Origin of the sequence: Streptococcus sp. CL6.35 (genome assembly GCF_049737915.1) — a bacterium.
Lineage (GTDB): Bacteria > Bacillota > Bacilli > Lactobacillales > Streptococcaceae > Streptococcus.
Map to the genome: position 1 here is coordinate 128,150 of NZ_JBKOTU010000005.1, position 23,471 is coordinate 151,620.

A 23,471-nucleotide genomic window follows, 5' to 3' on the forward strand; every position below is an offset into this window, starting at 1 on the left:
GGAATGAATAAATGCAAGAAATTCAAACAGTTACCTACATAGATATCACAAAACAAGGATATCCAGAAGGCACAGCTAGACGTGTTATACGAGAGGGTAAAAAATTACTTGTCGAAAGAGGTTTTCAACTTTATAAAAACAAAAGGATTGGAAGAATACCAAAGACTATTGCCGAAGAAATTCTTGGATTCAAAATCATCTCAAAAAATGATATAATAGATACTGTACTCTTCGCTACTGACATAGAAAGAGGAAAATAATATGTCAGTTATCAAAGGATACAAGGGAAAATGGAAAGTAGATATTACCGATGGCATAGACCCATTGACTGGTAAAATCAAACGGCATAGAAAGTCAGGATTTACCACTCGTAAAGAAGCTGTTCAATATGAAGCAGATTATCGATTAAACAAACTTCACCAAGTTCATATTAAAGATAAAATATCTGTTTCTCACCTTTACTCTTTAGTTCAACAAGAAGATGAACTCCGTGGGAATAAACGTGGTACCATTGATACACAGATATCCTATTATAACCAATATGTCTCTAAGTTTTTTGAGCATGCAGATATGTCTGCCATTACTATCCATGAAGTAAAAAAATTTAGAGATTGGTTGGTCAAACAACCAAGTGTCAAAGGAGGAACACTATCAAGCACGACCGTTAATCAGCTAATGATTTTTCTACATAAAATGTTTGATGTTGCTATCGCTAATCGTCTTAGACAAGATAATCCATGCAATGGACTAAGAAAACTGCCTGATAAACACAAGGAGATGTCTTATTTCACTCCTGAAGAATTCAAGCTATTTGATTCTCTGTTCACAGAAGATGAATATATGTTTCAGCTATTTTATCGAGTGCTGATGTTTACAGGCGTTCGTGTTGGCGAAGCATTGGCCTTAACTTGGAAACAGATTAATTTATCAGAGGGTTATATCGATATTAAGTATTCTGCTTACTTTCGTAATAACAAGGTCCATATCGGAACGGTAAAAACTACTCAATCCAATCGTCGAATTTATATTCATAAAGCATTCGTTCAAGAACTAACGGAATGGAAAGAAAAACAAGCTCACCTATTAGTAGAGTTTACGGACAATACAGAAGACTTACAAATCTTTCAAGACAGTCCTTTACAACTAACTGCTCCAATGGTTTCTAATCAAAAGATTAAATTGAAAAAAAGAATGCCTGCATCATTAAAAATGATTCGTAATCACGATTTCCGACACTCACATGCAGCATTTCTAGTTTCAAAAGGACTCAGAAATGGTGAAGGAAAAGATTATATATTTTTTACACTTATGAAACGACTTGGACACAGTAGTATTAATACAACAATCAACATCTACTCTCACCTATTCCCAACTCAACAAAAAGAAGTCGCCAATGCTTTTGACAACTTTTAGGGCAAAAAATGGCAAAAAATTTATTAAAAAGGCTCAAAGCCTTGAAATGAAAGGAATCTTAAAAATCTTATGATGAACATGCAAAACATGATGCGCCAAGCACAAAAACTTCAAAAACAAATGGAACAAAGCCAAGCTGAACTTGCTGCTATGCAATTTGTTGGCAAATCTGCTCAAGACCTTGTCCAAGCGACCTTAACTGGTGACAAAAAAGTTGTCAGCATTGACTTCAATCCAGCTGTCGTTGACCCTGAAGACCTTGAAACTCTTTCTGATATGACTGTTCAAGCCATCAACTCTGCTCTTGAACAAATCGATGAAACTACCAAGAAAAAATTGGGTGCTTTCGCTGGAAAATTGCCATTCTAAGCATAAGAAAAACAAGCATTCAAGAGAATACTTGCCTATCATGGGAGGAACAACTGTTCCTCTTTTTGATTACTAAAAATTAAAGAATTCTATTGCCTGTTTAAACAGTAAATCCGTGTACTCTGGGTCTTCTTGGGCAATGGTAACTTGCTCTTGAACCATTTCCAAGTCATCAGTTATCATGCCATCAGCTCCTAGCTGAACAGATTTATCAAAGGACTCTGAACTATTGATGGTCCACACGTACAATTTCTGATCGGTATTCCAAAGCTTGTTGACAAAATTTTCATCTAAAGTTGAATACTCCATGGTATAACCTGTAGCCTTGGTTCTTGGAAAGATACTATTGTAAGGTAGGATGAAATAGACTGGAATTTGTGAATCGTAGGCTAAAACCTGGTCAATCACATGGTAGTCCAAAGATTGCATTTGGTGACCATTCTGCTTAATGATGGCTCCATATTTTTCCATAAAGCGTTTCATCATATCTGGACTATCTTTTCGACTGGTTTTAATCTCAATAAGGAGTTTTTGATGCAATTCATTGGCTTTATTGAGATAGTCATCAAAACTAGACACTTTGCTATGATAACCATTTTCTGAAATATCGAGTTTGGTCAATTCCTCCAAGGTTAAATCCTGAGGTTTGGCATTGACTCCTGTCAGATTCTTGATATTGGCATCATGCATCATGACAAACTGGCCATCTTTTGTTTCCTGAACATCTGTCTCAACGAAATCTGGAGATAACTGAGCGGTTTTTTCTAGTGATTGGACGGTATTTTGCACACCATTCTTATTAGATACTCCCCTGTGAGAAATGATTAAAGGTTTATGTGAAACTGGAGCTTCTAAATAAACATAACCCTCAAGAGCGAAAAAGATACAAGCACAGCCCATCACTCCCCATCTCATCCAGTGGTCTTTCTTTCTCCTTGGTGTGATTTCTAGTTCCTCCCCTGTCAAAAAGGAAACAAACTTAATGAGAAAGTAAGTCAAGGCCATATAATGGAAATTCTTAATCAAGACAAAGTTGATAATTCCCAGCACAAGAGATTCCTTATGGGTCACTCCATCCATCAGTGCCTGACTTGCTAAGATTGGAATCAAGAGAAGAATGAAAAATAGATACGTTTTGACGATAATCCAAAGCAAGTTCCAAATATAAAACCAGGATTGCTTTTTGGTCTTCTCTAGACTGTATTTGACTGCCTCTTTGACTGTTTTCTTCTCAAACAGAAGTTGAGGTAGAGCAAACATCAACCGTACTGAAATATAAAACAGAAGTAAAGCCAGAATAGTAACAATCAAACCAACCAACCAGTACTTATCTTCTACATAGGTTACTATAAATTCCGGAATGACGATTTTATTGAGGTAATAAATCTTTAAAATCTTTCGAATCAATGGAAAGAGCATCATGACATAAAAGAAAATAAAGGCCATTTTGGAAATCGTCACTTGCTTCATAAACAAGAAACTTTGACGAAAGACCTTACGACTGTACTCCAGCAAAGTTCTCTTTTCATGATAGAGGAGGTGCCGGGCTCCGATAAAGAGAAGTCCTAGCTGGTAATAGGCAATCAGTAAATTAACGATTACCAGAACAAATAAAGCAAGACTAACAAATGGCGAACCCTTTATAATAGCAAAAATATTGTTGTAGGAAAGAAAGAGATAACCTGTCTGTCGGAGTAACAGTCCAGCAATCCAAGAATTAAGTGGTAACCAGACAAACTCAATCATCATGAATATCAAGAAAAAGAGGAAGAGAATTTTATCTAGATTAAAGTAGATTTTCCTAAAACCTAGATTTTTAGGTTTTTCAGGTTTCATAGGCACTCCTAGTCAAATAATTGAGACAAGTCCAAGCCACCAAAAGGATTGTTTGATAGGCTACTTTCTGTCTCTAACAATTCTCTAGCTTGATCTGACTCTAAGAAGGACTCGTAAACACGCGCCGTCATTCGAGCATCCTCCAAGCTATTATGGGACTGTCCTTGAAATCCGAGAAATGAGGCAACAGTTTGCAATTTGAGATTGGCAATACCATGTAAATCTGAACTACGGCGTTCAAAGGCTTCATCATATAGATCCACCTTGTACTGCTGGCTGTAGTCTAAACCATGCTCTGCTAGAATAGGCAAATCACTTTTAGCAGCATTGTAGCCTACCATAGGCAAAGAACCAACAAACTCTTGAAATTCTGCTATAACTTTCTCTACTGGTGGAGCATCTTTTAAGGTCTCAGCTGTAATTCCAGTCAATCCATTGATAAAGCTTTTTAGAGGAACTCTGGTATGGACATAGGAATCATAGGCATCTATTTCCTGACCATTTCTAAAACGCACTGCCGATACTTGAATCAGGTGTGTTTGCCCTTCGTGCTGATTAAATTCTAAGTCAAAAGCAATGTACTCTTCTAATCGTTCCATTCTTTACCTCTCCTATACTGTTATTTTAATTGAGCAACTATACTATTTAGAAACAAAAGAAGCCATCAGGTTAGCATGTAACCTAAACAGCTCCTTGATTATCCTCCAAATAAACGAGCAAAAAAGCCTTTCTTAGTGGATTGGACTTCTTCTTTTGCTTGGTCCAGCTCTAGCTTAAGATTTTCTTGATCCTTCATGGCTTGAAGGGTCAATTGTTGCTGCTGATCCAGTTGTTTATCTTTCTCAGCAATCTGACGGTCTTTGATACGCATCTGCTCGTCTTTTTCTGATAACTGACGATCCTTGGCTTTTAATTGTTCATAGAGACGAAGAATTTCTGCATTCTTTTCGTCCACTAGAATCTCCATCAGTTCACGCTGCTTGACATCTTCACTGACAGGTTCATCTTCAAAAATCGTTTTTTTATAGATTTCTTCTAGCTTAATCAAGCCACTTCTGGTAACGACTGTTACCCCTTTATCGTTTTTATCTGTGTCTTCTTCTGGTAATTCTTTGACACGGTTATTGATTGCTTGGCGAGATAATCCTAAGACCTCTGCAATCTCACTGACGGTCATTTCAATACTCATAATATCCTCTGAAACGTTTTCTAGCTTTTCTTTACTTAAATCTTATCATAAGCTAGAAAAACTGTCAAATTTTCGCTTAATTTAAGGCCTTCAAAAAGGCTAGTAAGACTTGGGCAGAGCGACATCCAGCTTCGATAATAAACTCATCAAAAGAGATGTTTGCTTCATGGTTGGCATTGTCACTCATAGCACGGATGACTAAGACTGGAAGATTAAGGGCATGCGCTGCCTGAGCAATAGCTGCCCCCTCCATCTCAACGGCTAAAACTTCTGGGAAATGAGACTTAATCGCTTCTATCTTGTCATTTCCTGCAACAAAACTATCTCCTGTAGCAATTAAACCAAGGTGCCATTTTTGCTCCAATTGAGATAAACTCTCTTGAATTTTGGCAACAAAGGTTTTGTCTGATTCGAAATAAAGCGGTTGTTGCGCCATTTGTCCATAAGCATAACCAAAAGCTGTGACATCCACATCATGATAGGCTAATTTGTCAGCAATCACGACATCCCCAACAGCAATACCTTCTGCTACTGCCCCAGCTGAGCCTGTATTGATAAGAGCATCCACTTGGAAATGATCAGCCAAAACCGCCACACTCATAGCAGACATGACCTTACCAATTCCACTTTCTACAAGAACGACTTCATGAGAGGCAATGCTTCCTGTGTGATAGGTATTCCCTAAAACAACTTGCTCTTGGGCATTTTCTAGATGCTGGACCAGATAAGCCAGTTCTTCTGGCATAGCCGCAATAATTCCTATTTTCATTTTAATTCCTTTTCTATTATAAAAGTTTCATTGCTAAGACAAGCAAAATCAAGAGAAAGATGACTGCGAATAAGATTTTATTCAACTTAGAATTGAAGACATTTCTCTTAGTATTTTCAATGCGACGGCTTTTATGAATAGACGGTTCGACCTGAATCTTCAAGGTTTCCTGGCTAAAACCATGTTCCTTAGGATTGGCATAACCAAAACGGGAAGAGGAGGTTGGTAAAATCTTTGTCTCCTCATCATCTAGCAAAGGGGGACCTGAAATTTTTTCGCCTCTATTAGCTCTTTCAATCATTTCATCCGTTAATAAAGGTTTACCCATACTGACCTCCTCTATTTTTTGTGCAATTCCCAGTATTGAACAGCCATAATTGTCTTGGCATCACAAATATGACCTGATTGGATCAATTCCTTAGCTTCTTCTAGACTCACTTCAAGGACTTCCAAGGTTTCATCTTCATCCTGCGGACGTGGATTTTCCACCTTTGTTAAATCGCTTGCTAGATATAGTTTTAACTTTTCATTACAGAAGCCAATAGCTGAGTAAAAATCATACAAGAGTTCTAACTTCCCTGTATAGGCTGTTTCTTCCTCTAATTCACGAAGGGCTGCTGCGACAGGGTCAGTATTTTCTCCTACTTCCAATTTTCCAGCTGGAATTTCGTAAGAGACAGCCTCGATAGCCTTACGGTACTGCTTGACCAAGATGAGTTTTTGCTCATCTGTTACAGCTAAAACACAGACAGCTCCATTGTGGAAAATCAAATCACGTTGAGCAGTTCCCTTGCCTTCCGGTAATTCAACTTGATCTTGAACCAGTTTAAAAATTGGGCCTTGATAGATTTCTTTTCGACTAAGCGTTTTTTCTTCAAATTCCATGACAGACTCCTACTGATTATTAGGATGATGAGGAAGGCGAGTCGCATATTCATCTTTGTTGACCTGACGACCACGACCAATAGCAATAGCATCCGCTGGAACGTCTTTGGTAATAGTTGAACCCGCACCAACGAGGGAATTGTCACCTAACTCAACTGGGGCAATAATGGTTGAATTTGAACCAACAAAAACATTGTTACCGATGACTGTCTTGTATTTGTTTTTACCATCGTAGTTGACTGTAATAGTTCCTGCACCGAAATTAACGTGGCTACCCACTTCACAGTTTCCAATATAAGTCAAATGACCAGCCTTGGTATTTTCACCGATAGAAGAGCCTTTAACTTCAACAAAGTTTCCAATATGGACTTGGGAAGCTAGACTTGAACCTGGACGAATGTGAGCATAAGGACCGACTGTCACACCGTCTGCAACACTACTTTCCTCAATCATAGAATTGGTAATGACAGCTCTTGCTCCGATAGTGCTATCCACCACATAAGTTCCATTTGTCAAAACAGTCTCAGCACCAATTTTCGTTTGCCCTTTCAAGGTAACGTTGGCTTCGATTTGAACTTCGGGCGCAATCTCAACATCAATATCGATATAAGTTGCTTCTGGGTTGACAAAGCTAACTCCATTGACCATGTGTTGGTGATTGATGCGACGACGCATAACCGACTCAGCAGTCGCAAGTGCTACACGGTCATTTACTCCAAGACTCTCATCAAAATCTTTCAAAGTATAAGCGCCAACTTTTTCACCAGCTTCACGGAAAATGCCAATGACATCTGTAATATAGTATTCGCCTTGAGCGTTATTGGTATTGATATTTTTCAAAGCCTCAAACAAACGCTCGTTGTCAAAAACGTAAGTTCCTGTGTTGATTTCCTTGATTTGTTTTTCAAAATCTGTAGCATCCTTCTGCTCCACAATGCGAAGAACCTCAGCATTGTCATTACGTACAATTCGTCCATAGCCAAAAGGATTATCTGTTTCAGCAGTCAAGATAGTCGCCACATTTTTATGATTGATGTGGAAATCAATCAAGTTTTTCAAGCTTTCACCAGTGATTAAAGGAGTATCTCCTGCAATGACCAAGGTGTGACCTGACAAACCTTCTAAGATAGGCTCTGTCATCATAACCGCATGACCAGTTCCCAGCTGTTCAGATTGAGTCACAAATTCTGTCTGTCCAGCCAAGACCTGCTCAACCAATTCTGCCTTGTGTCCAACAACTGTTACTGTCTTTTCAGGTTGGATAGCTCCCACACTTCGGAAAACATGTTCCAACATGGAAATACCTGCAACCTTGTGCAACACTTTTGGCAAATCAGATTTCATGCGAGTTCCTTTACCCGCTGCTAAAATAATGGCATAATTTGACATAATCTTCTCTTTTCTCTAGAAATTCCCTTTTATTATACCATATTTCAAATCATTCCGCGCCCTTGAATGAAAAAATGCTCCAAAGTCCTTTCCTTAACCCATTTTTTGAGTATTTTTTTTGATTTTTTTTCATTTTTAAGGTAAAATTATGAGATATGAGAAAGAAAATAAATCCGCTTATTTTGTTTGGTTTTTTTGGGATTATGATTTTCATTTTAATCCTGAATCGCCCTCGTTTTGAGGACCATCCTGTAAAAACAAAGTCAAATATCGCGCAAGTAGAAACCCAAGCGCTACATAATATAGATAAACCGGTGATTGATGTTTCTGGTTGGCAACGTCCTGAGGAAATTAATTACGATACTCTCTCCCAAAACATTTCTGGAGCTATTGTTCGCGTCCATAGTGGTGCTCAAACGTCCAAAGAGAACGATGCTTCCTATGTTAATGGTGTTGATAAGGCCTTTAAAACCCATATCACAGAGTTTCAAAAACGAAATGTCCCAGTTGGTGTCTATGCCTATGTAGCTGGAAAAAATGTCCAGGAAATGGAAAAAGCTGCTGAGGTATTCTATAACGCCTCTTCGCCTTACAGTCCAAGTTACTATTGGCTAGACGTGGAAGAAAAAACCATGTCCAATATGAACGAGGGTGTTGAAGCCTTTCGAGCAAAGCTAGAATCACTGGGTGCTAAAAACATCGGAATCTACGTTGGGGTCTATTTTATGGAAGAACATAGTATTGATACAGACAAATTTACGTCTGTGTGGATTCCTTCCTATGGTTCTGACTCAGGTTTTTACGAGACAACCCCAAAAACTGATTTAGATTACGACATCCACCAGTACACGTCTAAAGGAAAAATTGCTGGCTTTGACCACGATTTGGATATAAACGTCATCTCTTCACTAAAAAATAAAGAAGAAACCTTTAGAAAACTCTTTTTAAAACCTTAAAAGCATTTGTTTATCATTTGCTTTTTCTTTTTGTGTTTGATTGTGATACAATATAGTAAGGATTTTTTGAAATAGAAATAGTTGGAGGAAACATATGCTCTCATGGTTAGCACGCCTTATTAAAGGGATTGTGATTGCTCTTGGATTTATCCTACCGGGAATTTCCGGAGGAGTTCTAGCAGCAATCTTAGGAATTTATGAACGGATGATTGGCTTTCTGGCCCATCCTTTTAAAGACTTTAAAGAAAATGTTTTGTACTTTATTCCAGTTGCCATCGGTATGCTTCTGGGAATCGGCTTATTTTCCTACCCGATTGAATACCTACTTGAAAATTATCAGGTCTTTGTCTTATGGAGCTTTGCGGGTGCCATCATTGGTACTGTTCCTAGTCTCCTCAAAGAATCAACTCGAGAATCTGACCGAGACAAGATTGATTTAGCTTGGTTCTGGATAACCTTTACCATTTCTGGATTAGGACTCTATGCCTTAAATTTTGTCGTTGGAACCTTGAGCGCCGGCTTTCTTAATTTCATCCTAGCAGGTGCACTGCTGGCTCTGGGTGTATTGGTTCCTGGCCTCAGTCCATCAAATCTACTTTTGATTTTGGGCCTCTATGCTCCTATGTTGACTGGTTTTAAAACCTTTGACCTCTTGGGAACCTTCTTCCCGATTGGAATTGGTGCAGGTGCAACTCTCATCGTTTTTTCAAAAATGATGGATTATGCCTTAAACAACTACCACTCACGCGTCTATCATTTCATCATCGGTATCGTCCTATCAAGTACTCTTTTGATCTTGATTCCAAATGCAGGAAACGCTGAAAGCATCCAATATACCGGTATTTCACTTGTTGGTTATGTCATCATCGCTTTCTTCTTTGCATTAGGAATCTGGCTTGGTATTTGGATGAGCCAATTGGAGGATAAGTATAAATAATGGCAAAAAAAGTTAAAGTAAAAAAAACATTAGTAGAACAAATCCTGTCTAAAGCAGGTATCCAACATCAAGGGATTCAAATCAATGCCCTGGAAGGAGAACTTCCGCAAGGTTATGACCGAGATCAGATTTTCAAAACCTTGGCTCTTTTGGGAGACAAGACAGGACCGATTATCGGAATTGTCCCTATCACTCAGCACTTGTCGGAAAAGAAACTAGCCAAAATTTCTGGCAATAAAAAAGTTAGCATGATTCCACAAAAGGACTTGGAAAAAACAACTGGTTACATTCATGGAGCCAATAATCCTGTCGGAATTCGTCAGAAACACAATTACTCCATTTTTATCGATAAAATCGCTCTAGACTTGGATCAAATGATTGTATCCGCTGGGGAAGTGGGGCATAGCATTATCGTCGCTCCACAAGACTTGGCTAGCTTTGTAAAGGCTGACTTTGCAGATATTTTGGAGGACAGCAAGTAATGAAACTCTACTTTGTCCGCCACGGTCGCACCGTCTGGAATCAGGAAGGACGCTTTCAAGGTGCTAGTGGCGATTCTCCCCTTCTTCCTGAATCCATTGACACCCTCAAAAAACTCGGTCAGTATCTCAAGAAAATTCCTTTTGATCAGATTTATGCAAGTGATTTACCTCGAGCAGTCAAATCTGCTGAGATTATCCAAAGTCAACTCCAGACGCCCTGTCCTTTAGAAAGTGTTCCTAACCTCCGGGAATGGCAGCTGGGGAAGTTAGAAGGTTTGAAAATCGCAACTCTAGAAGCTATTTATCCCCAACAAATCCAGGCTTTTCGTTCAAATCTTGCCAAGTTTGACACTCAAATGTTCGGAGCTGAATCCCTCTATAGCACAACCCAACGGACCATCCAATTTATCAAATCACTCAAAGATAGTCCAGCTGAGCATATTCTAATTGTCGGTCACGGCGCAAATCTTACTGCCAGTCTTCGTACTCTTCTAGGTTACAAAGATCCTCTTCTTCGTAAAGATGGCGGTCTAGCAAATGCCAGCCTGACCATCCTAGAAACCCATGATTTTGAAAAATTCACTCTTGATACATGGAATGATACTTCTTATCAATAAAGAACTTGATTTTAGCGTCAAGTTCTTTTTAGTTTTGAAAGATTATCCGTGAATTTCTTGGCTATTTATGATAAAATGGGAGTATCGCAAAAAATGACTCATCGTATTCAATTTTGAGTAAAACTAGGAGGATCCCATGTCAACAGAACATATGGAAGAACTAAATGACCAGCAGATCGTTCGCCGTGAAAAAATGGCTGCGCTCCGTGAACAAGGAATTGATCCTTTCGGAAAACGTTTTGAACGCACTGCAAATTCACAAGAATTAAAAGATAAATATGCTGACCTCGATAAGGAAGAATTACATGATAAAAACGAAACAGCTACTATCGCAGGACGCTTAGTAACTAAACGTGGTAAAGGTAAAGTAGGATTTGCCCACCTTCAAGACCGTGAAGGCCAGATTCAAATCTACGTTCGTAAGGATGCTGTCGGTGAAGAAAACTACGAAATCTTCAAAAAAGCAGACCTTGGTGACTTCCTTGGTGTCGAAGGTGAAGTGATGCGTACAGATATGGGAGAACTCTCTATCAAGGCTACTCACATCACTCACTTGTCTAAAGCACTTCGCCCACTTCCTGAGAAATTCCACGGTTTGACAGACGTTGAAACCATTTACCGTAAACGTTACCTTGACTTGATTTCTAACCGTGAAAGCTTTGAACGCTTTGTCACTCGTTCAAAAATCATCTCTGAAATTCGTCGTTACCTTGACCAAAAAGGTTTTCTTGAAGTGGAAACACCTGTTCTTCACAACGAAGCTGGTGGAGCTGCTGCCCGTCCATTTATCACTCACCACAATGCCCAAAACATTGACATGGTCCTTCGTATCGCAACTGAGCTTCACTTGAAACGCCTTATCGTTGGTGGTATGGAACGTGTCTATGAAATTGGCCGTATCTTCCGTAACGAAGGAATGGATGCTACTCATAACCCTGAGTTTACTTCTATCGAAGTATACCAAGCTTATGCAGACTTCCAAGATATCATGGACTTGACGGAAGGTATTATCCAACATGCTGCTAAAGCTGTTAAGGGTGATGGTCCAGTTAACTATCAAGGTACTGAAATCAAGATTAACGAACCATTTAAACGTGTTCACATGGTGGATGCTATCAAAGAAATTACTGGTGTCGATTTCTGGCAAGACATGACTTTCGAGGAAGCCAAAGCTATCGCTGCTGAGAAGAAAGTTCCAGTTGAGAAACACTACACTGAAGTTGGCCACATCATCAATGCCTTCTTTGAAGAGTTTGTTGAAGAAACCTTAATCCAACCTACCTTTGTCTATGGACATCCAGTAGCTGTATCTCCACTAGCTAAGAAAAATCCTGAAGACGAACGCTTTACTGACCGTTTCGAACTCTTTATCATGACTAAGGAGTACGGTAATGCCTTTACTGAGTTGAACGACCCAATCGACCAACTTAGCCGTTTTGAAGCCCAAGCAAAAGCCAAAGAACTTGGTGACGATGAAGCGACAGGCATCGACTACGACTACATTGAGGCCCTTGAATACGGTATGCCACCAACAGGTGGTTTGGGAATCGGTATCGACCGTCTCTGCATGCTCCTCACTGATACAACCACTATCCGTGATGTATTGCTCTTCCCAACAATGAAATAATACTCTTATCCTCTGGCTCTTGTCAGGGGATTTTTTGATGCAAAAAGAGATTGAGGAAACACTCAATCTCTACTTTTCACTTCTTTTGTTGCCACGTCAGCACCAAACCATTTTTGGCTAATCTCTTGGAACTTTCCTTCTTGGTGTAGTGCGATAAAGGCTTGGTTTAAAGCTTGTAGTAATCTTTTGTCAGCAGGTCTAACTCCGACCGCAAAAGATTCACTTTCAAATCCTGCTGAAAAGACATTGTAGTCATTTAATATCCCCTCAGACTGGAGGTAGTAATTAGCATACACTCGGTCAATCAACAAGGCATCAATCCGATCATTTTTCAAGTCAATCAAGGCCTCATTAAAACTCTGGTACTGATTAGCCTTCTGATCTTTGACACGATTTTTCAGTAAATCTGGCTGGGCTTCAAAGTCTAAATAACCAGAGGAACCTGCTTGGGCTCCCAAGGTCTTATCCTTCATATCCTCTACTGAACGAATCTGCTGGCTTTTCTTCGTAACCAGAACTTGCTGATTTTCCATATATGGAATGCTAAAGGCAACTTTCTCTCGGCGTTCATCAGTGGCAGAATAGCCATTCCAGATGGCATCAATGGTTCCATTTTGCAGTTCCGTCTCCTTCATATCCCAGTCAATGGGTTGAAATTGAACCTTAAAACCTAATTTTTCAGAGACAGCTTGTGCTAAGTCAATATCAAAGCCTGTATATTGGCCATTCTTTTCTTCAAAACCCATGGGTACAAAGGTATTGTCAAAACCAATAGTAATGGTCCCCTGCTCTTGATATTTATCCCAGTTATCCTGCTTTGGATCACTAGCCTTCTGAGTACAAGCTGTTAAAAAAAGAGTCAGGAGAGAAACCAATACTAAAGCAATTTTCTTATTAGTCATTGGCACCTCCTACTTGGGCTCAACCTTGAGAATCTGATCTGCGATATTTTCAGCGAATTGTAAATCGTGGGTAACCACAATCTGCGTCATCCCAAGTTCCCTATTTTGCAAGATTAGTTTTTCCACTTCCAAGCGCAATTCTGGATCCAGGGCAGAAGTCGGCTCATCATAACCTATGATTTCTGGGTCAATCATCATAGCACGCGCTAAGGCTACCCGCTGCTTTTGACCACCAGATAGTGAGAAAGGATAGGCGTCTGCATGACCAGCCAGTCCTAATTGTTCCAAAAGCCCTCGCGCCTTCTTCTCAGCCTCTTCCTGCTTTATTCCCATGGTTTTTACGGGCGATAAGGTCAAATTATCTAAAACTGATAAATGAGGGAACAGTTGAAAATCTTGGAATACAAATCCCAGTAAATTCCGCTTCTCTAGTTCATCCAGTTCTAAAGTTTCTCCATTATAAAAGATTTGTCCTGAATCAATGGTTTCAAGACCCGCAAGCATACGCAAGAGGGTTGTCTTACCTCCACCAGAAGGCCCAACGATAGCTAGGATTTGCTTTTCAGGAATTTTTAGACTGAAATTGGACAAAATTTGCTTTTCACCAAAGCCTTTATTGATATTTCGTAATTCTAACATGGCAGCCTCCTATCTATAGTAACAGTACTTCTTCTCAACTTTTTTGGCAAGAATGGTCACAATACCAATCAAAATCAAGTAAATAGCTCCTGCCAAGAACATAGGAACCAGGCTAGCATCACGGTTGGCAGCTGTTCGACTAGCCAAGATAAGGTCTGAAATTCCTAGAGCATAGACCAAAGAAGTATCCTTGACCAAACTCATGACTTCGTTAAATACGCTAGGAAGAACAATCTTGGTCACTTGGGGCAAGATAATATAGCGAACTGTGGCAAAGGGACTGAACTTCAAGACCTTGGCAGCCTCATATTGACCTTTAGGAATGGTATCAATCCCACCACGGAAGATTTCAGCAAAGTAAGCCGCATAATTCAACACAAAGGCAATAATGGCCGCAGGAAGGCGATCTAAACGGATCCCAATACTTGGTAGCACGTAATAGATAAAAATCAATTGCAAAAGCAAGGGTGTGCCCCGCATGATCCAGATATAGATATTAATCAGATGATGGAGGAGCTTCCAATGGACTTGCAAGGCAAAGGCAATCAAAACGCCCAAGGGAATAGAAAAAATCAAGACCAGTGCAAAAACCTGCAAAGTCATGCTTGCACCGCTCAATAAACTCGGTAATATCTCAAACAAATAAGACATACTGACACCTCCTAAAAATAATTGTTCCTATTATAGCATAAATAAACAAAATAACCAATAATTTTTGTAAAAAAATTCTATTTGAAAAAGAAAAACTATATCTATCAAAAATGATTAGATACAGTTTTTAAAAATATATTCTTACAATCTCTCAAATAGTTCTTGCATTTGCACATCATCTGGAACCAGTTTTAAGTAAGCTTGAGCATTGACTTTTGCTTCCTCAAAGTAGCCCAGTTCACGCAAGAGATAGATATAGTGTTCTAGAAATTCTGGATTGTCTTTCAAATCTCCTGCCAACTCTTGGTAATGCTCATAGGCAGTATCCAAATCGTCCATCTCTTGATAGGAACGAGCAATCATCCACTTGGTCAAAAGATTTTCTGGCTCCTCACTTTGCAAGTCTAGAATATCCTCATAACGCTCCTGCTCCAGATAAATAGTTGCTAGACGGAGTAAGATTTCTTCCGTATCCTCAGCATCTTCTTTAGCAGTAAGGAGGTAGTTTTCTGCACTACTGGCATCATGCAGTTCATAAGAGAATTGTGAAGCAGCTAGCAAGAGGCGAGTTTCAAAGGGATTTTTCTCTAAGCCTTGCTTAGCGATACGCAGGGCTTCTTGAACTTGATGTTCCTTATGTAAGGCCTGACTGTAACCATACTCATATCCTTCAAAATCAGGTGAAATGGTATCAAGCTGCTTAAAGTAGAGGACAGCTTTTTGGTATTCTTCTTGATCAAAGTAAAGACTGGCCAACTCAAAAGCTGTTAGGTCATCGTATTCTAACTCCAGGGCTTTTTCTAAAAACTCTGTAGCTGTTTCAAATTTCCCCAACTGGGCATAGGCAAAGCCAATCCGTTGATAGGTAGAAATGCCTGTTTGCTCATAAATAGTACGATTATCTAACTGGGCATAGCCTTGAATGGCCTCTTGATAATTTTCCAACTCACTATCCAACTCTGCCAAGCCCAATATCAAGAGAGGATCCTCTGAGTAAGTCAATGCTTCTAACAATTTCTCACGCGCCACATCTGTCAAACCTTCCATCTGGTAAAGGTCTGCCTTCAGAGCCAAAGCCGACACATACCAGTCACTGTCAGCTTGGATTTCCTCTAGATAGGCAAAGGCTTCTTCGATTTGACCATCCTCGCTAGCGATTGCTGCTAGATTAAGATGAACCTCTGGAAAATCCTCTACAATTTTCAGGTAAATTTCCTTGGCCTGAGGATAAAAACCAATCCCTTCAAGATAGGTGGCTAACTCATACAAAAGGTCACTTGGATCATTTTCTAAAGCTTTGACGAAATAGTTCTCAGCCTTGGTTAAATCTTGCTCTTCCAAAGCCTGTAACATCTGTTGACTATTGTTCACTCTTGACTTCCTCTCCCTCTAGTTCATATAGGCCACTGACTACCTTATACCATTCAAAAATCGCTGAAATGACAACTTTAGCAGAGGCATAAACTGGAATACCGAGTAAGACTCCCCAAATACCAAACATGGATCCTGAAGTTAACAAAACAAAGAGAACATTAATAGGATGGATGTTTAATTGACTTCCCAAAATCAATGGAGAGACAAAACGGCCTTCAATAGTTTGTTCTACGATAAAGACAATCACTACTTTCAAAAGCATGACTGGCCCAGCAATCAAGCCCAATACTAGGGCAGGAAGCATTGCTAGGAAGCTACCCAAATAAGGAACCAGATTTAAAATACCAGCAGTAACCCCCAACGTAACTGCATAGCGTAGACCAATAATCTTGAAGAAAATCATAAACATTACCGCTACAATAATAGCCACTGTTACTTGCCCTCTAACATAGTTGGACAACTGCTGGTTCACATCTGATAGAACTTGTCCAACAGGTTCTTTCAATTTCGTTGGCATGAATTGGGTCAAATAGTGACGTAGTCCTTTTCCATCACGTAAGAGATAAAAGAGCATGAAAGGAACGATAATCAAGGCAACAATCACTTGAGAAGCCCCGCTAATAAAGGCGCTCACCCAGTTGACTGCTTGAGATGAAACCTTACTTGCCCAAACTGTAGCCTGACTTGAGAAGTTTGTCAAAACTTGTTCTAACTGAGGTCTGAAATCATCTGGTAAACGCTTGGTGACCAAATCATCAATAACTCTATCAGCATCTTCAAGGTAGACTGGAACATTCCTTGCAAAACTTAAAACCTGACGTTGCAGATTTGGAATAGCGACTGCCAAGCCCCAAATGATAAAGAGAGCGATGATGACAAAGACAATACTGATGGCTATGACACGATTGATTTTATGTTTCTCCATCCAATCAACAATAGGATTCAATAAATAGTATAGTAAACCAGATAAAATGACTGGCAACATCACGACTGCCAAAAAGTCTAAAACAGGTGAAAATAGAAAACTAATCTTACTTAAAATAAAAAGATTCAGTCCCATTAATAAGGTTACCAAAAATACCGTAATTGCCTTGTTATCTAAAAACCACTTGAAAAACCAAGATAAGCTAAAATGTTTCTCTTTTTGCTCCATAAATACTTCCTTTCTTTTGTTCTCTCATTATACCATTTTTAAATCAAAATAACTCTTTTTTAAAGTGCTTACATGGAGACAGCAACATAAAAAATCCCCTCAAAAGAGGAGATTCGATTAGTCTTGAATATGACGGTCTAAGTTCTTCTGATAATCAGCATTGGATTTGCCTTTTTCATCAGCAAATTTCTTGCGGAACTCATCCATTTCTTTGGAAGTGACAATCTTATCTTGGAGTTTAAGATATTTATAACTGTTATCTCCTGTTTTGTCACCAATCCAACCATCAGCACCACTACCTAATACTTTCTTCGTTACTAACATTTGGGCACCGTCTGAGTGTACAGGAATAACTAGAGCACTATCTGTTAACCAAGCTTGCGCCTTAGCATATTTAGAATAACGTTTTTGCAGATCTGTTTTTTCACTATTTGCATCATCAATCAATGCTTTGTATTTATCCAATCCAACTGTTTTAATGGCTTGATTGTCTGTTCCTGGTGCTACACCAAGAGAGCCGAGGAGACTTGGACCTGAAGTTGGATCAAATACATCTAGATAAGTTGATGGATCTTCATAATCCGGACTCCAACCACTATTAACATTAATGTCCCAATCAACATTATTATTTGATGTTGCTAGAACAGTCATGTTTCCCAATTCATCATCAGAAACCTGTTGAATGTCAACAACTACATTTTCAGAGCCCAAGGCTTCTTCAATGGATTGTTTATAAGACTGAGCTTGATGGATAAAATCTGTCTGAGTAGATGAAACTGGAAGATCTAAATGAATTGGGAACTGTACTCCATCAGCTTGAAGAGTTTTCTTAGCAGATTCAAACTTAGCTTTAGCCTTGTCTACGTTATGAAGTGAATCTTGCGCATCATCAAGACTGACATCTTTCCAGACATTATCCAATTTATCCAATTCTATCTTAGTTACTTGACCAAACGATTGGTCTCCAACTTGTACAAATGTTGGAGGAGTGAAACTTGTACGTAATTTACGAGGCGCCACTTCATCCCCAAACACCTGAGAAACAGCTGCTTTACGATCTGCAGCAAATGCCAAGGCTTGACGGAAATCTTTGTTTAAAAGTGCTTTCTTAGTAGAGGATTTTTCTACATCACTTGTTTTAGCAGTATGATTGTATGACACACGATCAATATTAATAGACATATAGAATACGCCACCTCTTTGTTGACCATATACAATATTATCCTTGTATTTTTCTTTTAGACGTTCATAGTTGGCAGAGTTTTTAAAGAGTGGAGCAGCTGGATAATGTCCCTCATCAAAACCGCGTCCTAGAGAGTCTGCATCTTGACCATCAAAGAATGATAACTTGATATCATCAATAAAGACATTTTGCTTATCCCAATAATTTTGGTTTTTGGTCATTTCGATAGAAGACTTAGATGTAAGACCCTTGAGGAGATAAGGACCGTTGTAGAGAATGCTCGTAACATCAGTGGACTTACCAAAATCATCTCCTTTAGAAGCTAAAAAGTCTCCACTCACGGGAGCAAGGACTCCCATTGTTGTTTTTGAATTCCAGAAAGATTCTGGATGGTTCAAAGTATAAACAACAGTATAATCATCTGTTGCTTTCACACCTACGGTTGAGAAATCTGTTGTTTTCCCATTTACATAGTCATCCAATCCTTTGATAGAATCCTGTACCAAATAGAGAGCCTGTGATTTCTTATCAGCTGCATGCTTCAGACCAGTTACAAAGTCCTGAGCCTTAACTTCACCATATTCTTCCCCCTCATTGGTATACCATTTGACACCCTGACGGATTTTATAGGTATAGGTCAAACCATCTTTGGAAACAGTCCAATCTTCTGCAACTGATGGGACTAAATTTCCATATTGATCATTTTCTAGTAATCCATCAATAACATTACCTGTAATCTGTTTAGTGCCGACATTACCAGAAACTGTATAATCCAAAGTAACAGGATCTGATGAGAATACATAGGCATAAGTAACTGGTTTAGTTGCTTGTTTAGTTGCTTCTTTAGTTGCTTCTTTAGTTGCTTCTTTATTACCATTACCAGATGAACACGCTACTAGCACTGCTGCCGAGAGTACAGCAACTCCTGCTGCTAAGAAAACACGTTTTTTCATAAACAAACTCCTTTGCAATTTGTATAAGATTATTATAGCACTTTTATTAAGTAAATCAATGAAAACATTTCTAATATTATCATCAAAAGAATTAGGTAAAGCTCTTGCTAATCTTGATTTCTTCATAGTAGCATTTTTGTGATATAATAGTCTTATCTTTATATAGAGGTAAAGTTATGAAAGAAACTGTTTATTTTGGAACTTATACACGTCGTACTTCCCAAGGGATTTACAAGGCAGACTTCGATACAGAAACTGGTCAGCTTTCAAATCTAGAACTTTTTGCTACTGAGCCAAGTCCAACCTACCTTGCCTTTGACCAGCACCAACATTTATACACTGTTGGTAGTCAAGACGATAAGGGGGGAATTGCAGCCTATCAAACTAATGGTAACTTATTAAATCACGTCGTTGAAGAGGGAGCCCCCCACTGTTATGTTGCCGTTGATGAAAAGCGTGATTTGGTTTACGCGGCAAATTACCACAAGGGACAGGTCCTTGTTTATAAACGTCAGGAAGATGGTCGTCTTCTACTTAGTGATGTTGATCAACACAGTGGCCAAGGTCCACATGAAAATCAAGCTTCTCCACATGTTCACTATACAGATTTAACACCTGACCACTATCTAGTGACCTGCGACTTGGGTACTGACCAAGTAATTACTTATGATCTTGATTCAGAAGGAAAATTATCTAAGCTCTATACCTATCATAGCCAGCCAGGAGCAGGCTCACGCCATATTATTTTTCATAACCATTATAAAATCGCTTATCTCATTTGTGAACTCAATAGCACTATCGAGGTTCTAATCTACGATGGTGTTGGTGAATTTGAACGCATGCAAGTCATTTCAACTCTACCAGACGGTTACGAAGGATTTAATGGAACTGCTGCTATTCGTCTCTCTAAAGATGGTAAATACCTCTACGCTTCTAACCGTGGTCATGATTCTATCGCAGTATATACAATCCTTGCGGACGGTAGCTTAGAGTTATTAGAAATCGTTCCAACTGATGGTAAGACTCCACGTGATTTTGATTTGACACCAGATCAAGAATTTGTCATTGCTGTCCATCAGGACTCTGACAATGCAACCGTCTTTAAACGCAACCCTGAAACTGGTCGTCTAGCAGAACTTTCTAACAACTTCCATGTTCCAGAAGCGGTCTGCATCAGTTTTGCTCCTTAAGAAAACATAAAAAATGAACTTGGTAACTCAAGTTCATTTTTTCTTATAGTCTTTTTCCGACATTGATACGATTAATAGCACGTTGCAAAGCAATCTTAGCACGACGTTCTTGGTCAATCAAGTGTTTGTCTTGTGCTTCTTCAATTTCACGCTCTGCTCGAAGTTTGGCACGTTCTGCACGACTAACGTCGATATCACGAGCACGTTCTGCAGAATCAGCAACGATTGTGATGGTATTATTGGCAATTTCAATAACGCCTCCGTTTACTGCAATCCAGTTCACGTGATCTTCATCATCAATACGTTTTACCTTTACTTCATCAACTGCTAAAACCGCAATCATATTTTCATGTCGTGGCAAGATCCCCATCTCACCATCCAGAGTTCGAACCGATACATAGCTGGCATGGTGATCATAGACGAGACCATCTGGTGTCACGATCTGGACAGTTAACTGAGCCATAGATCACCTCTTAAAATCCCATTTTTTCAGCTTTTGCAATCACATCTTCGATAGAACCTACACCACGGAAGGCATCTTCTGGCAAGTGGTCGTGTTTACCATCAAGGATTTCCTTAAAGCCACGAACAGTTTCAGCTACTGGAACATAAGAACCAGGCTGACCAGTAAATTGTTCCGCAACGTTGAAGTTTTGTGACAAGAAGAACTGGATACGACGGGCACGAGCAACCAAGGTCTTTTCTTCATCAGAAAGCTCATCCATACCAAGGATAGCAATGATATCTTGCAATTCATGGTAACGTTGAAGAACACGTTTTACTTCAGCAGCAACTGCATAGTGCTCTTCTCCAACGATTTCAGGTGCCAAGGCACGTGAGCTTGAAGCAAGTGGGTCAACGGCTGGGTAGATACCCAATTGTACCAACTTACGTTCCAAGTTAGTTGTTGAATCCAAGTGAGCGAAGGCTGTTGCTGGCGCTGGGTCAGTATAGTCATCCGCTGGCACATAGATAGCCTGGATAGAGGTTACAGAACCCTTTTTAGTTGATGTAATACGCTCTTGCAATTGACCCATTTCCGTAGCAAGTGTTGGTTGGTAACCAACGGCTGATGGCATACGACCCAAAAGGGCAGATACTTCTGAACCAGCCTGAGTGAAACGGAAAATATTATCGATAAAGAGAAGCACGTCTTGGCCTTCTACATCACGGAAGTATTCGGCGATTGTCAAACCAGTAAGGGCAACACGCATACGTGCTCCTGGTGGCTCATTCATCTGACCAAATACCATGGCTGTTTTCTCGATAACGCCTGATTCTTTCATTTCCCAGTAAAGGTCATTCCCCTCACGAGTACGTTCCCCAACACCGGTAAATACTGAAATACCACCGTGTTCTTGGGCAATGTTGTGAATCAATTCTTGAATCAAGACAGTTTTACCAACTCCGGCACCACCGAAAAGTCCAACCTTACCACCTTTAAGGTAAGGGGCAAGAAGGTCGATAACCTTAATCCCTGTTTCTAAAATTTCTGAAGAGGTAGACAACTCATCAAAAGTAGGTGCTTTTTTATGAATTGGCTGACGCTCTGCATCTTCTCCAAAAGGAGCTTCCAAGTCAATAGTGTCTCCCAAAACGTTGAAGACACGTCCCAAGGTTTCTTTACCTACTGGTACAGAGATCGGACGACCTGTGTCCAATACTTCCATTCCACGAGTCAAACCATCTGTTGATTCCATGGCGATAGTACGGACCATACCATCTCCCAACTCCAAGGCTACTTCAAGGACGATTTTTGTTTTTCTTTCGTCATTTTTGTAGACGACAAGTGCATTGTTAATCTCAGGAAGTTTTTCCCCTGCTGCAAACAAGACGTCTACAACGGGACCGATAACCTGAGCAATTTTACCTGAACTCATCTCCTTCTCCTATTCTATATAAGATACTGTCGGTTCCTAGCTCAACTAGGTCCTAATACTCTTCGCAAATCAAATTCAAACCACGTCAGCGTCGCCTTACCGTACTCAAGTACAGCCTGCGGCTAGCTTCCTAGTTTGCTCTTTGATTTTCATTGAGTATAAGTTCATTTTCATACGAGCTGGACTAGAGCCTATTCTAAGGCACTAGCTCCTGCTACGATTTCTGTAATTTCTTGTGTAATCGCCGCCTGTCTGGCACGGTTATACTGAATTGTCAAATCATTAATGACTTTCTTAGCATTATCTGTCGCTGTTTGCATGGCTGTCATACCTGCAGCATTTTCAGCTGTCTTAGCATCGATAATAGCACCATAAATCATACTTTCTGCAAACTGAGGCAACAACTGCTCCAAAATTTCTTCTCGGCTAGTTTCCAATTCAAAGGTCAAGCTGTAACTGTCATCTGCTTCATTTGGATCCAAGTCAACAATTGGAAGCATTTGTTCCACACGCATTTGACTGGTTAGCGTATTGACATGATGGTTATAGCAGACATAGAGTTCATCAAAAAGTTCATTTTGGTACATTTCAACAGTTTTTGAAATAATCTTACGAACTTCATCAAAGCTTGGTTGATCTGCCAAGCCACGTAGTTCATAAAGTGGTTGAATACCACGAGCTTTAAAGAAATCAGCTCCCATTCCACCAATACAGATCATTTCAAAACCTTTACCGTCTGGATGGTATTCTTCTTTCAGCTCCATAACGGCTTTCAGAATAGAAGAATTATAACCTCCAACCAAACCTCGGTCTGAAGTAATGACGATATAGCCTGTCTTCTTAACTGGACGACTAATCAACATCGGATTGGTTGAACTGCCAGCTCCATTCCCATGAAGAATATCCGTCAAAAGTTTACGAACTTTCTGAGCATAAACTTGGAAGTTGCGAGCAGCTTCTTCAGAACGACCTAGCTTAGCAGCTGATACCATCTGCATGGCATTAGTGATTTGACTCGTATTTTTTGTTGAGGCGATTTTTGTTTTAATATCATTTAGAGATACTGCCATCTGACAC

Annotated in this window: 25 protein-coding genes; 9 read left to right on the top strand and 16 right to left on the bottom strand. The window is 39.6% G+C overall.

Features of this window, described 5'->3' with window-relative positions; genetic code table 11:
* Positions 1–11: 11 nt before the first annotated feature.
* The 3 genes from ACLNCP_RS07420 to ACLNCP_RS07430 all read left to right on the top strand — a co-directional run bounded on the left by ACLNCP_RS07420 (position 12) and on the right by ACLNCP_RS07430 (position 1,782).
* Positions 12–260: a DUF3173 family protein gene (locus tag ACLNCP_RS07420; protein ID WP_420789700.1), complete on the top strand. Its 249-nt coding sequence runs from the start codon at positions 12–14 to the stop codon at positions 258–260.
* Position 261: 1 nt separating this feature from the next.
* Positions 262–1,413: a tyrosine-type recombinase/integrase gene (locus ACLNCP_RS07425; RefSeq protein ID WP_424844257.1), complete on the top strand. Its 1,152-nt coding sequence runs from the start codon at positions 262–264 to the stop codon at positions 1,411–1,413.
* Between the two features lie 69 nt (positions 1,414–1,482).
* Positions 1,483–1,782: a YbaB/EbfC family nucleoid-associated protein gene (locus ACLNCP_RS07430; RefSeq protein ID WP_000981526.1), complete on the top strand. Its 300-nt coding sequence runs from the start codon at positions 1,483–1,485 to the stop codon at positions 1,780–1,782.
* 72 nt (positions 1,783–1,854) lie between these two features.
* Here the strand turns inward: ACLNCP_RS07430 and ACLNCP_RS07435 are convergent, their stop codons facing one another.
* From ACLNCP_RS07435 to glmU, 7 genes are all read right to left on the bottom strand, one after another.
* Positions 1,855–3,618: a glycerophosphoryl diester phosphodiesterase membrane domain-containing protein gene (locus ACLNCP_RS07435; protein ID WP_424844258.1), complete on the bottom strand. Its 1,764-nt coding sequence runs from the start codon at positions 3,616–3,618 to the stop codon at positions 1,855–1,857.
* Positions 3,619–3,626: 8 nt separating this feature from the next.
* Positions 3,627–4,217 (bottom strand): 3'-5' exonuclease, encoded by a 591-nt coding sequence (locus ACLNCP_RS07440; protein WP_424844259.1) that lies wholly within the window; start codon positions 4,215–4,217, stop codon positions 3,627–3,629.
* 98 nt (positions 4,218–4,315) lie between these two features.
* Positions 4,316–4,807 carry a chromosome segregation protein RocS gene (gene rocS / locus ACLNCP_RS07445; protein WP_000021242.1) on the bottom strand — a complete coding sequence of 164 codons (492 nt, stop codon included), beginning with the start codon at positions 4,805–4,807 and terminating at the stop codon, positions 4,316–4,318.
* Positions 4,808–4,883: 76 nt separating this feature from the next.
* Positions 4,884–5,576: a 5'-methylthioadenosine/adenosylhomocysteine nucleosidase gene (locus ACLNCP_RS07450; RefSeq protein WP_261020593.1), complete on the bottom strand. Its 693-nt coding sequence runs from the start codon at positions 5,574–5,576 to the stop codon at positions 4,884–4,886.
* A gap of 16 nt (positions 5,577–5,592) precedes the next feature.
* Positions 5,593–5,904 carry a cell wall synthase accessory phosphoprotein MacP gene (gene macP, locus ACLNCP_RS07455; RefSeq protein ID WP_000517862.1) on the bottom strand — a complete coding sequence of 104 codons (312 nt, stop codon included), beginning with the start codon at positions 5,902–5,904 and terminating at the stop codon, positions 5,593–5,595.
* A gap of 11 nt (positions 5,905–5,915) precedes the next feature.
* Positions 5,916–6,461 (bottom strand): NUDIX hydrolase, encoded by a 546-nt coding sequence (locus ACLNCP_RS07460; RefSeq protein ID WP_000393816.1) that lies wholly within the window; start codon positions 6,459–6,461, stop codon positions 5,916–5,918.
* Positions 6,462–6,470: 9 nt separating this feature from the next.
* Complete coding sequence (gene glmU / locus ACLNCP_RS07465; protein WP_424844260.1) at positions 6,471–7,850, bottom strand: bifunctional UDP-N-acetylglucosamine diphosphorylase/glucosamine-1-phosphate N-acetyltransferase GlmU; 1,380 nt, start codon at positions 7,848–7,850, stop codon at positions 6,471–6,473.
* Between the two features lie 155 nt (positions 7,851–8,005).
* Here glmU and ACLNCP_RS07470 point away from each other — a divergent pair, with 155 nt between their 5' ends.
* From ACLNCP_RS07470 to lysS, 5 genes are all read left to right on the top strand, one after another.
* Positions 8,006–8,806, top strand: a complete 801-nt coding sequence (locus ACLNCP_RS07470; protein WP_424844261.1) for a glycoside hydrolase family 25 protein — start codon at positions 8,006–8,008, stop codon at positions 8,804–8,806.
* 94 nt (positions 8,807–8,900) lie between these two features.
* Positions 8,901–9,743, top strand: coding sequence for a DUF368 domain-containing protein (locus ACLNCP_RS07475; protein ID WP_261018305.1), 843 nt, complete (start codon positions 8,901–8,903; stop codon positions 9,741–9,743).
* A complete protein-coding gene (locus tag ACLNCP_RS07480; RefSeq protein ID WP_049516578.1) occupies positions 9,743–10,225 on the top strand; it encodes an aminoacyl-tRNA deacylase in 483 nt (160 codons plus the stop codon). The genes ACLNCP_RS07475 and ACLNCP_RS07480 overlap by 1 nt, the downstream gene beginning before the upstream one ends.
* Positions 10,225–10,842, top strand: coding sequence for a histidine phosphatase family protein (locus ACLNCP_RS07485; protein WP_424844262.1), 618 nt, complete (start codon positions 10,225–10,227; stop codon positions 10,840–10,842). Before ACLNCP_RS07480 ends, ACLNCP_RS07485 begins: the two co-directional genes overlap by 1 nt.
* Before the next feature lie 136 nt (positions 10,843–10,978).
* Complete coding sequence (lysS, locus tag ACLNCP_RS07490; RefSeq protein ID WP_424844263.1) at positions 10,979–12,469, top strand: lysine--tRNA ligase; 1,491 nt, start codon at positions 10,979–10,981, stop codon at positions 12,467–12,469.
* Positions 12,470–12,531: 62 nt separating this feature from the next.
* Here the strand turns inward: lysS and ACLNCP_RS07495 are convergent, their stop codons facing one another.
* From ACLNCP_RS07495 to ACLNCP_RS07520, 6 genes are all read right to left on the bottom strand, one after another.
* Positions 12,532–13,371, bottom strand: a complete 840-nt coding sequence (locus tag ACLNCP_RS07495) for an amino acid ABC transporter substrate-binding protein (protein WP_414304679.1) — start codon at positions 13,369–13,371, stop codon at positions 12,532–12,534.
* Positions 13,372–13,380: 9 nt separating this feature from the next.
* On the bottom strand, positions 13,381–14,010 hold the full coding sequence (locus ACLNCP_RS07500; protein WP_424844264.1) for an amino acid ABC transporter ATP-binding protein: 630 nt from the start codon (positions 14,008–14,010) through the stop codon (positions 13,381–13,383).
* A gap of 9 nt (positions 14,011–14,019) precedes the next feature.
* On the bottom strand, positions 14,020–14,661 hold the full coding sequence (locus ACLNCP_RS07505) for an amino acid ABC transporter permease (protein WP_045607104.1): 642 nt from the start codon (positions 14,659–14,661) through the stop codon (positions 14,020–14,022).
* 141 nt (positions 14,662–14,802) lie between these two features.
* Positions 14,803–16,032, bottom strand: a complete 1,230-nt coding sequence (locus tag ACLNCP_RS07510; protein ID WP_424844265.1) for a tetratricopeptide repeat protein — start codon at positions 16,030–16,032, stop codon at positions 14,803–14,805.
* A complete protein-coding gene (locus tag ACLNCP_RS07515) occupies positions 16,022–17,188 on the bottom strand; it encodes an AI-2E family transporter (RefSeq protein ID WP_000435460.1) in 1,167 nt (388 codons plus the stop codon). Before ACLNCP_RS07515 ends, ACLNCP_RS07510 begins: the two co-directional genes overlap by 11 nt.
* A 117-nt stretch (positions 17,189–17,305) precedes the next feature.
* Complete coding sequence (locus tag ACLNCP_RS07520; protein WP_424844266.1) at positions 17,306–19,324, bottom strand: ABC transporter substrate-binding protein; 2,019 nt, start codon at positions 19,322–19,324, stop codon at positions 17,306–17,308.
* 176 nt (positions 19,325–19,500) lie between these two features.
* On the opposite strand from ACLNCP_RS07520, the gene ACLNCP_RS07525 reads away from it, so the two are divergent.
* Positions 19,501–20,514 (top strand): lactonase family protein, encoded by a 1,014-nt coding sequence (locus ACLNCP_RS07525; RefSeq protein ID WP_424844267.1) that lies wholly within the window; start codon positions 19,501–19,503, stop codon positions 20,512–20,514.
* A 43-nt stretch (positions 20,515–20,557) separates the two neighbouring features.
* Here ACLNCP_RS07525 and ACLNCP_RS07530 read toward each other — a convergent pair whose 3' ends face one another.
* The 3 genes from ACLNCP_RS07530 to ACLNCP_RS07540 all read right to left on the bottom strand — a co-directional run bounded on the left by ACLNCP_RS07530 (position 20,558) and on the right by ACLNCP_RS07540 (position 23,464).
* On the bottom strand, positions 20,558–20,977 hold the full coding sequence (locus ACLNCP_RS07530) for a F0F1 ATP synthase subunit epsilon (protein ID WP_045611880.1): 420 nt from the start codon (positions 20,975–20,977) through the stop codon (positions 20,558–20,560).
* Positions 20,978–20,987: 10 nt separating this feature from the next.
* Positions 20,988–22,394, bottom strand: coding sequence for a F0F1 ATP synthase subunit beta (gene atpD / locus ACLNCP_RS07535; RefSeq protein WP_150922340.1), 1,407 nt, complete (start codon positions 22,392–22,394; stop codon positions 20,988–20,990).
* Positions 22,395–22,585: 191 nt separating this feature from the next.
* Entirely contained in the window at positions 22,586–23,464 is an 879-nt protein-coding gene (locus ACLNCP_RS07540; RefSeq protein ID WP_000301224.1) for a F0F1 ATP synthase subunit gamma, read from the bottom strand.
* Between the last annotated feature and the right edge of the window lie 7 nt (positions 23,465–23,471).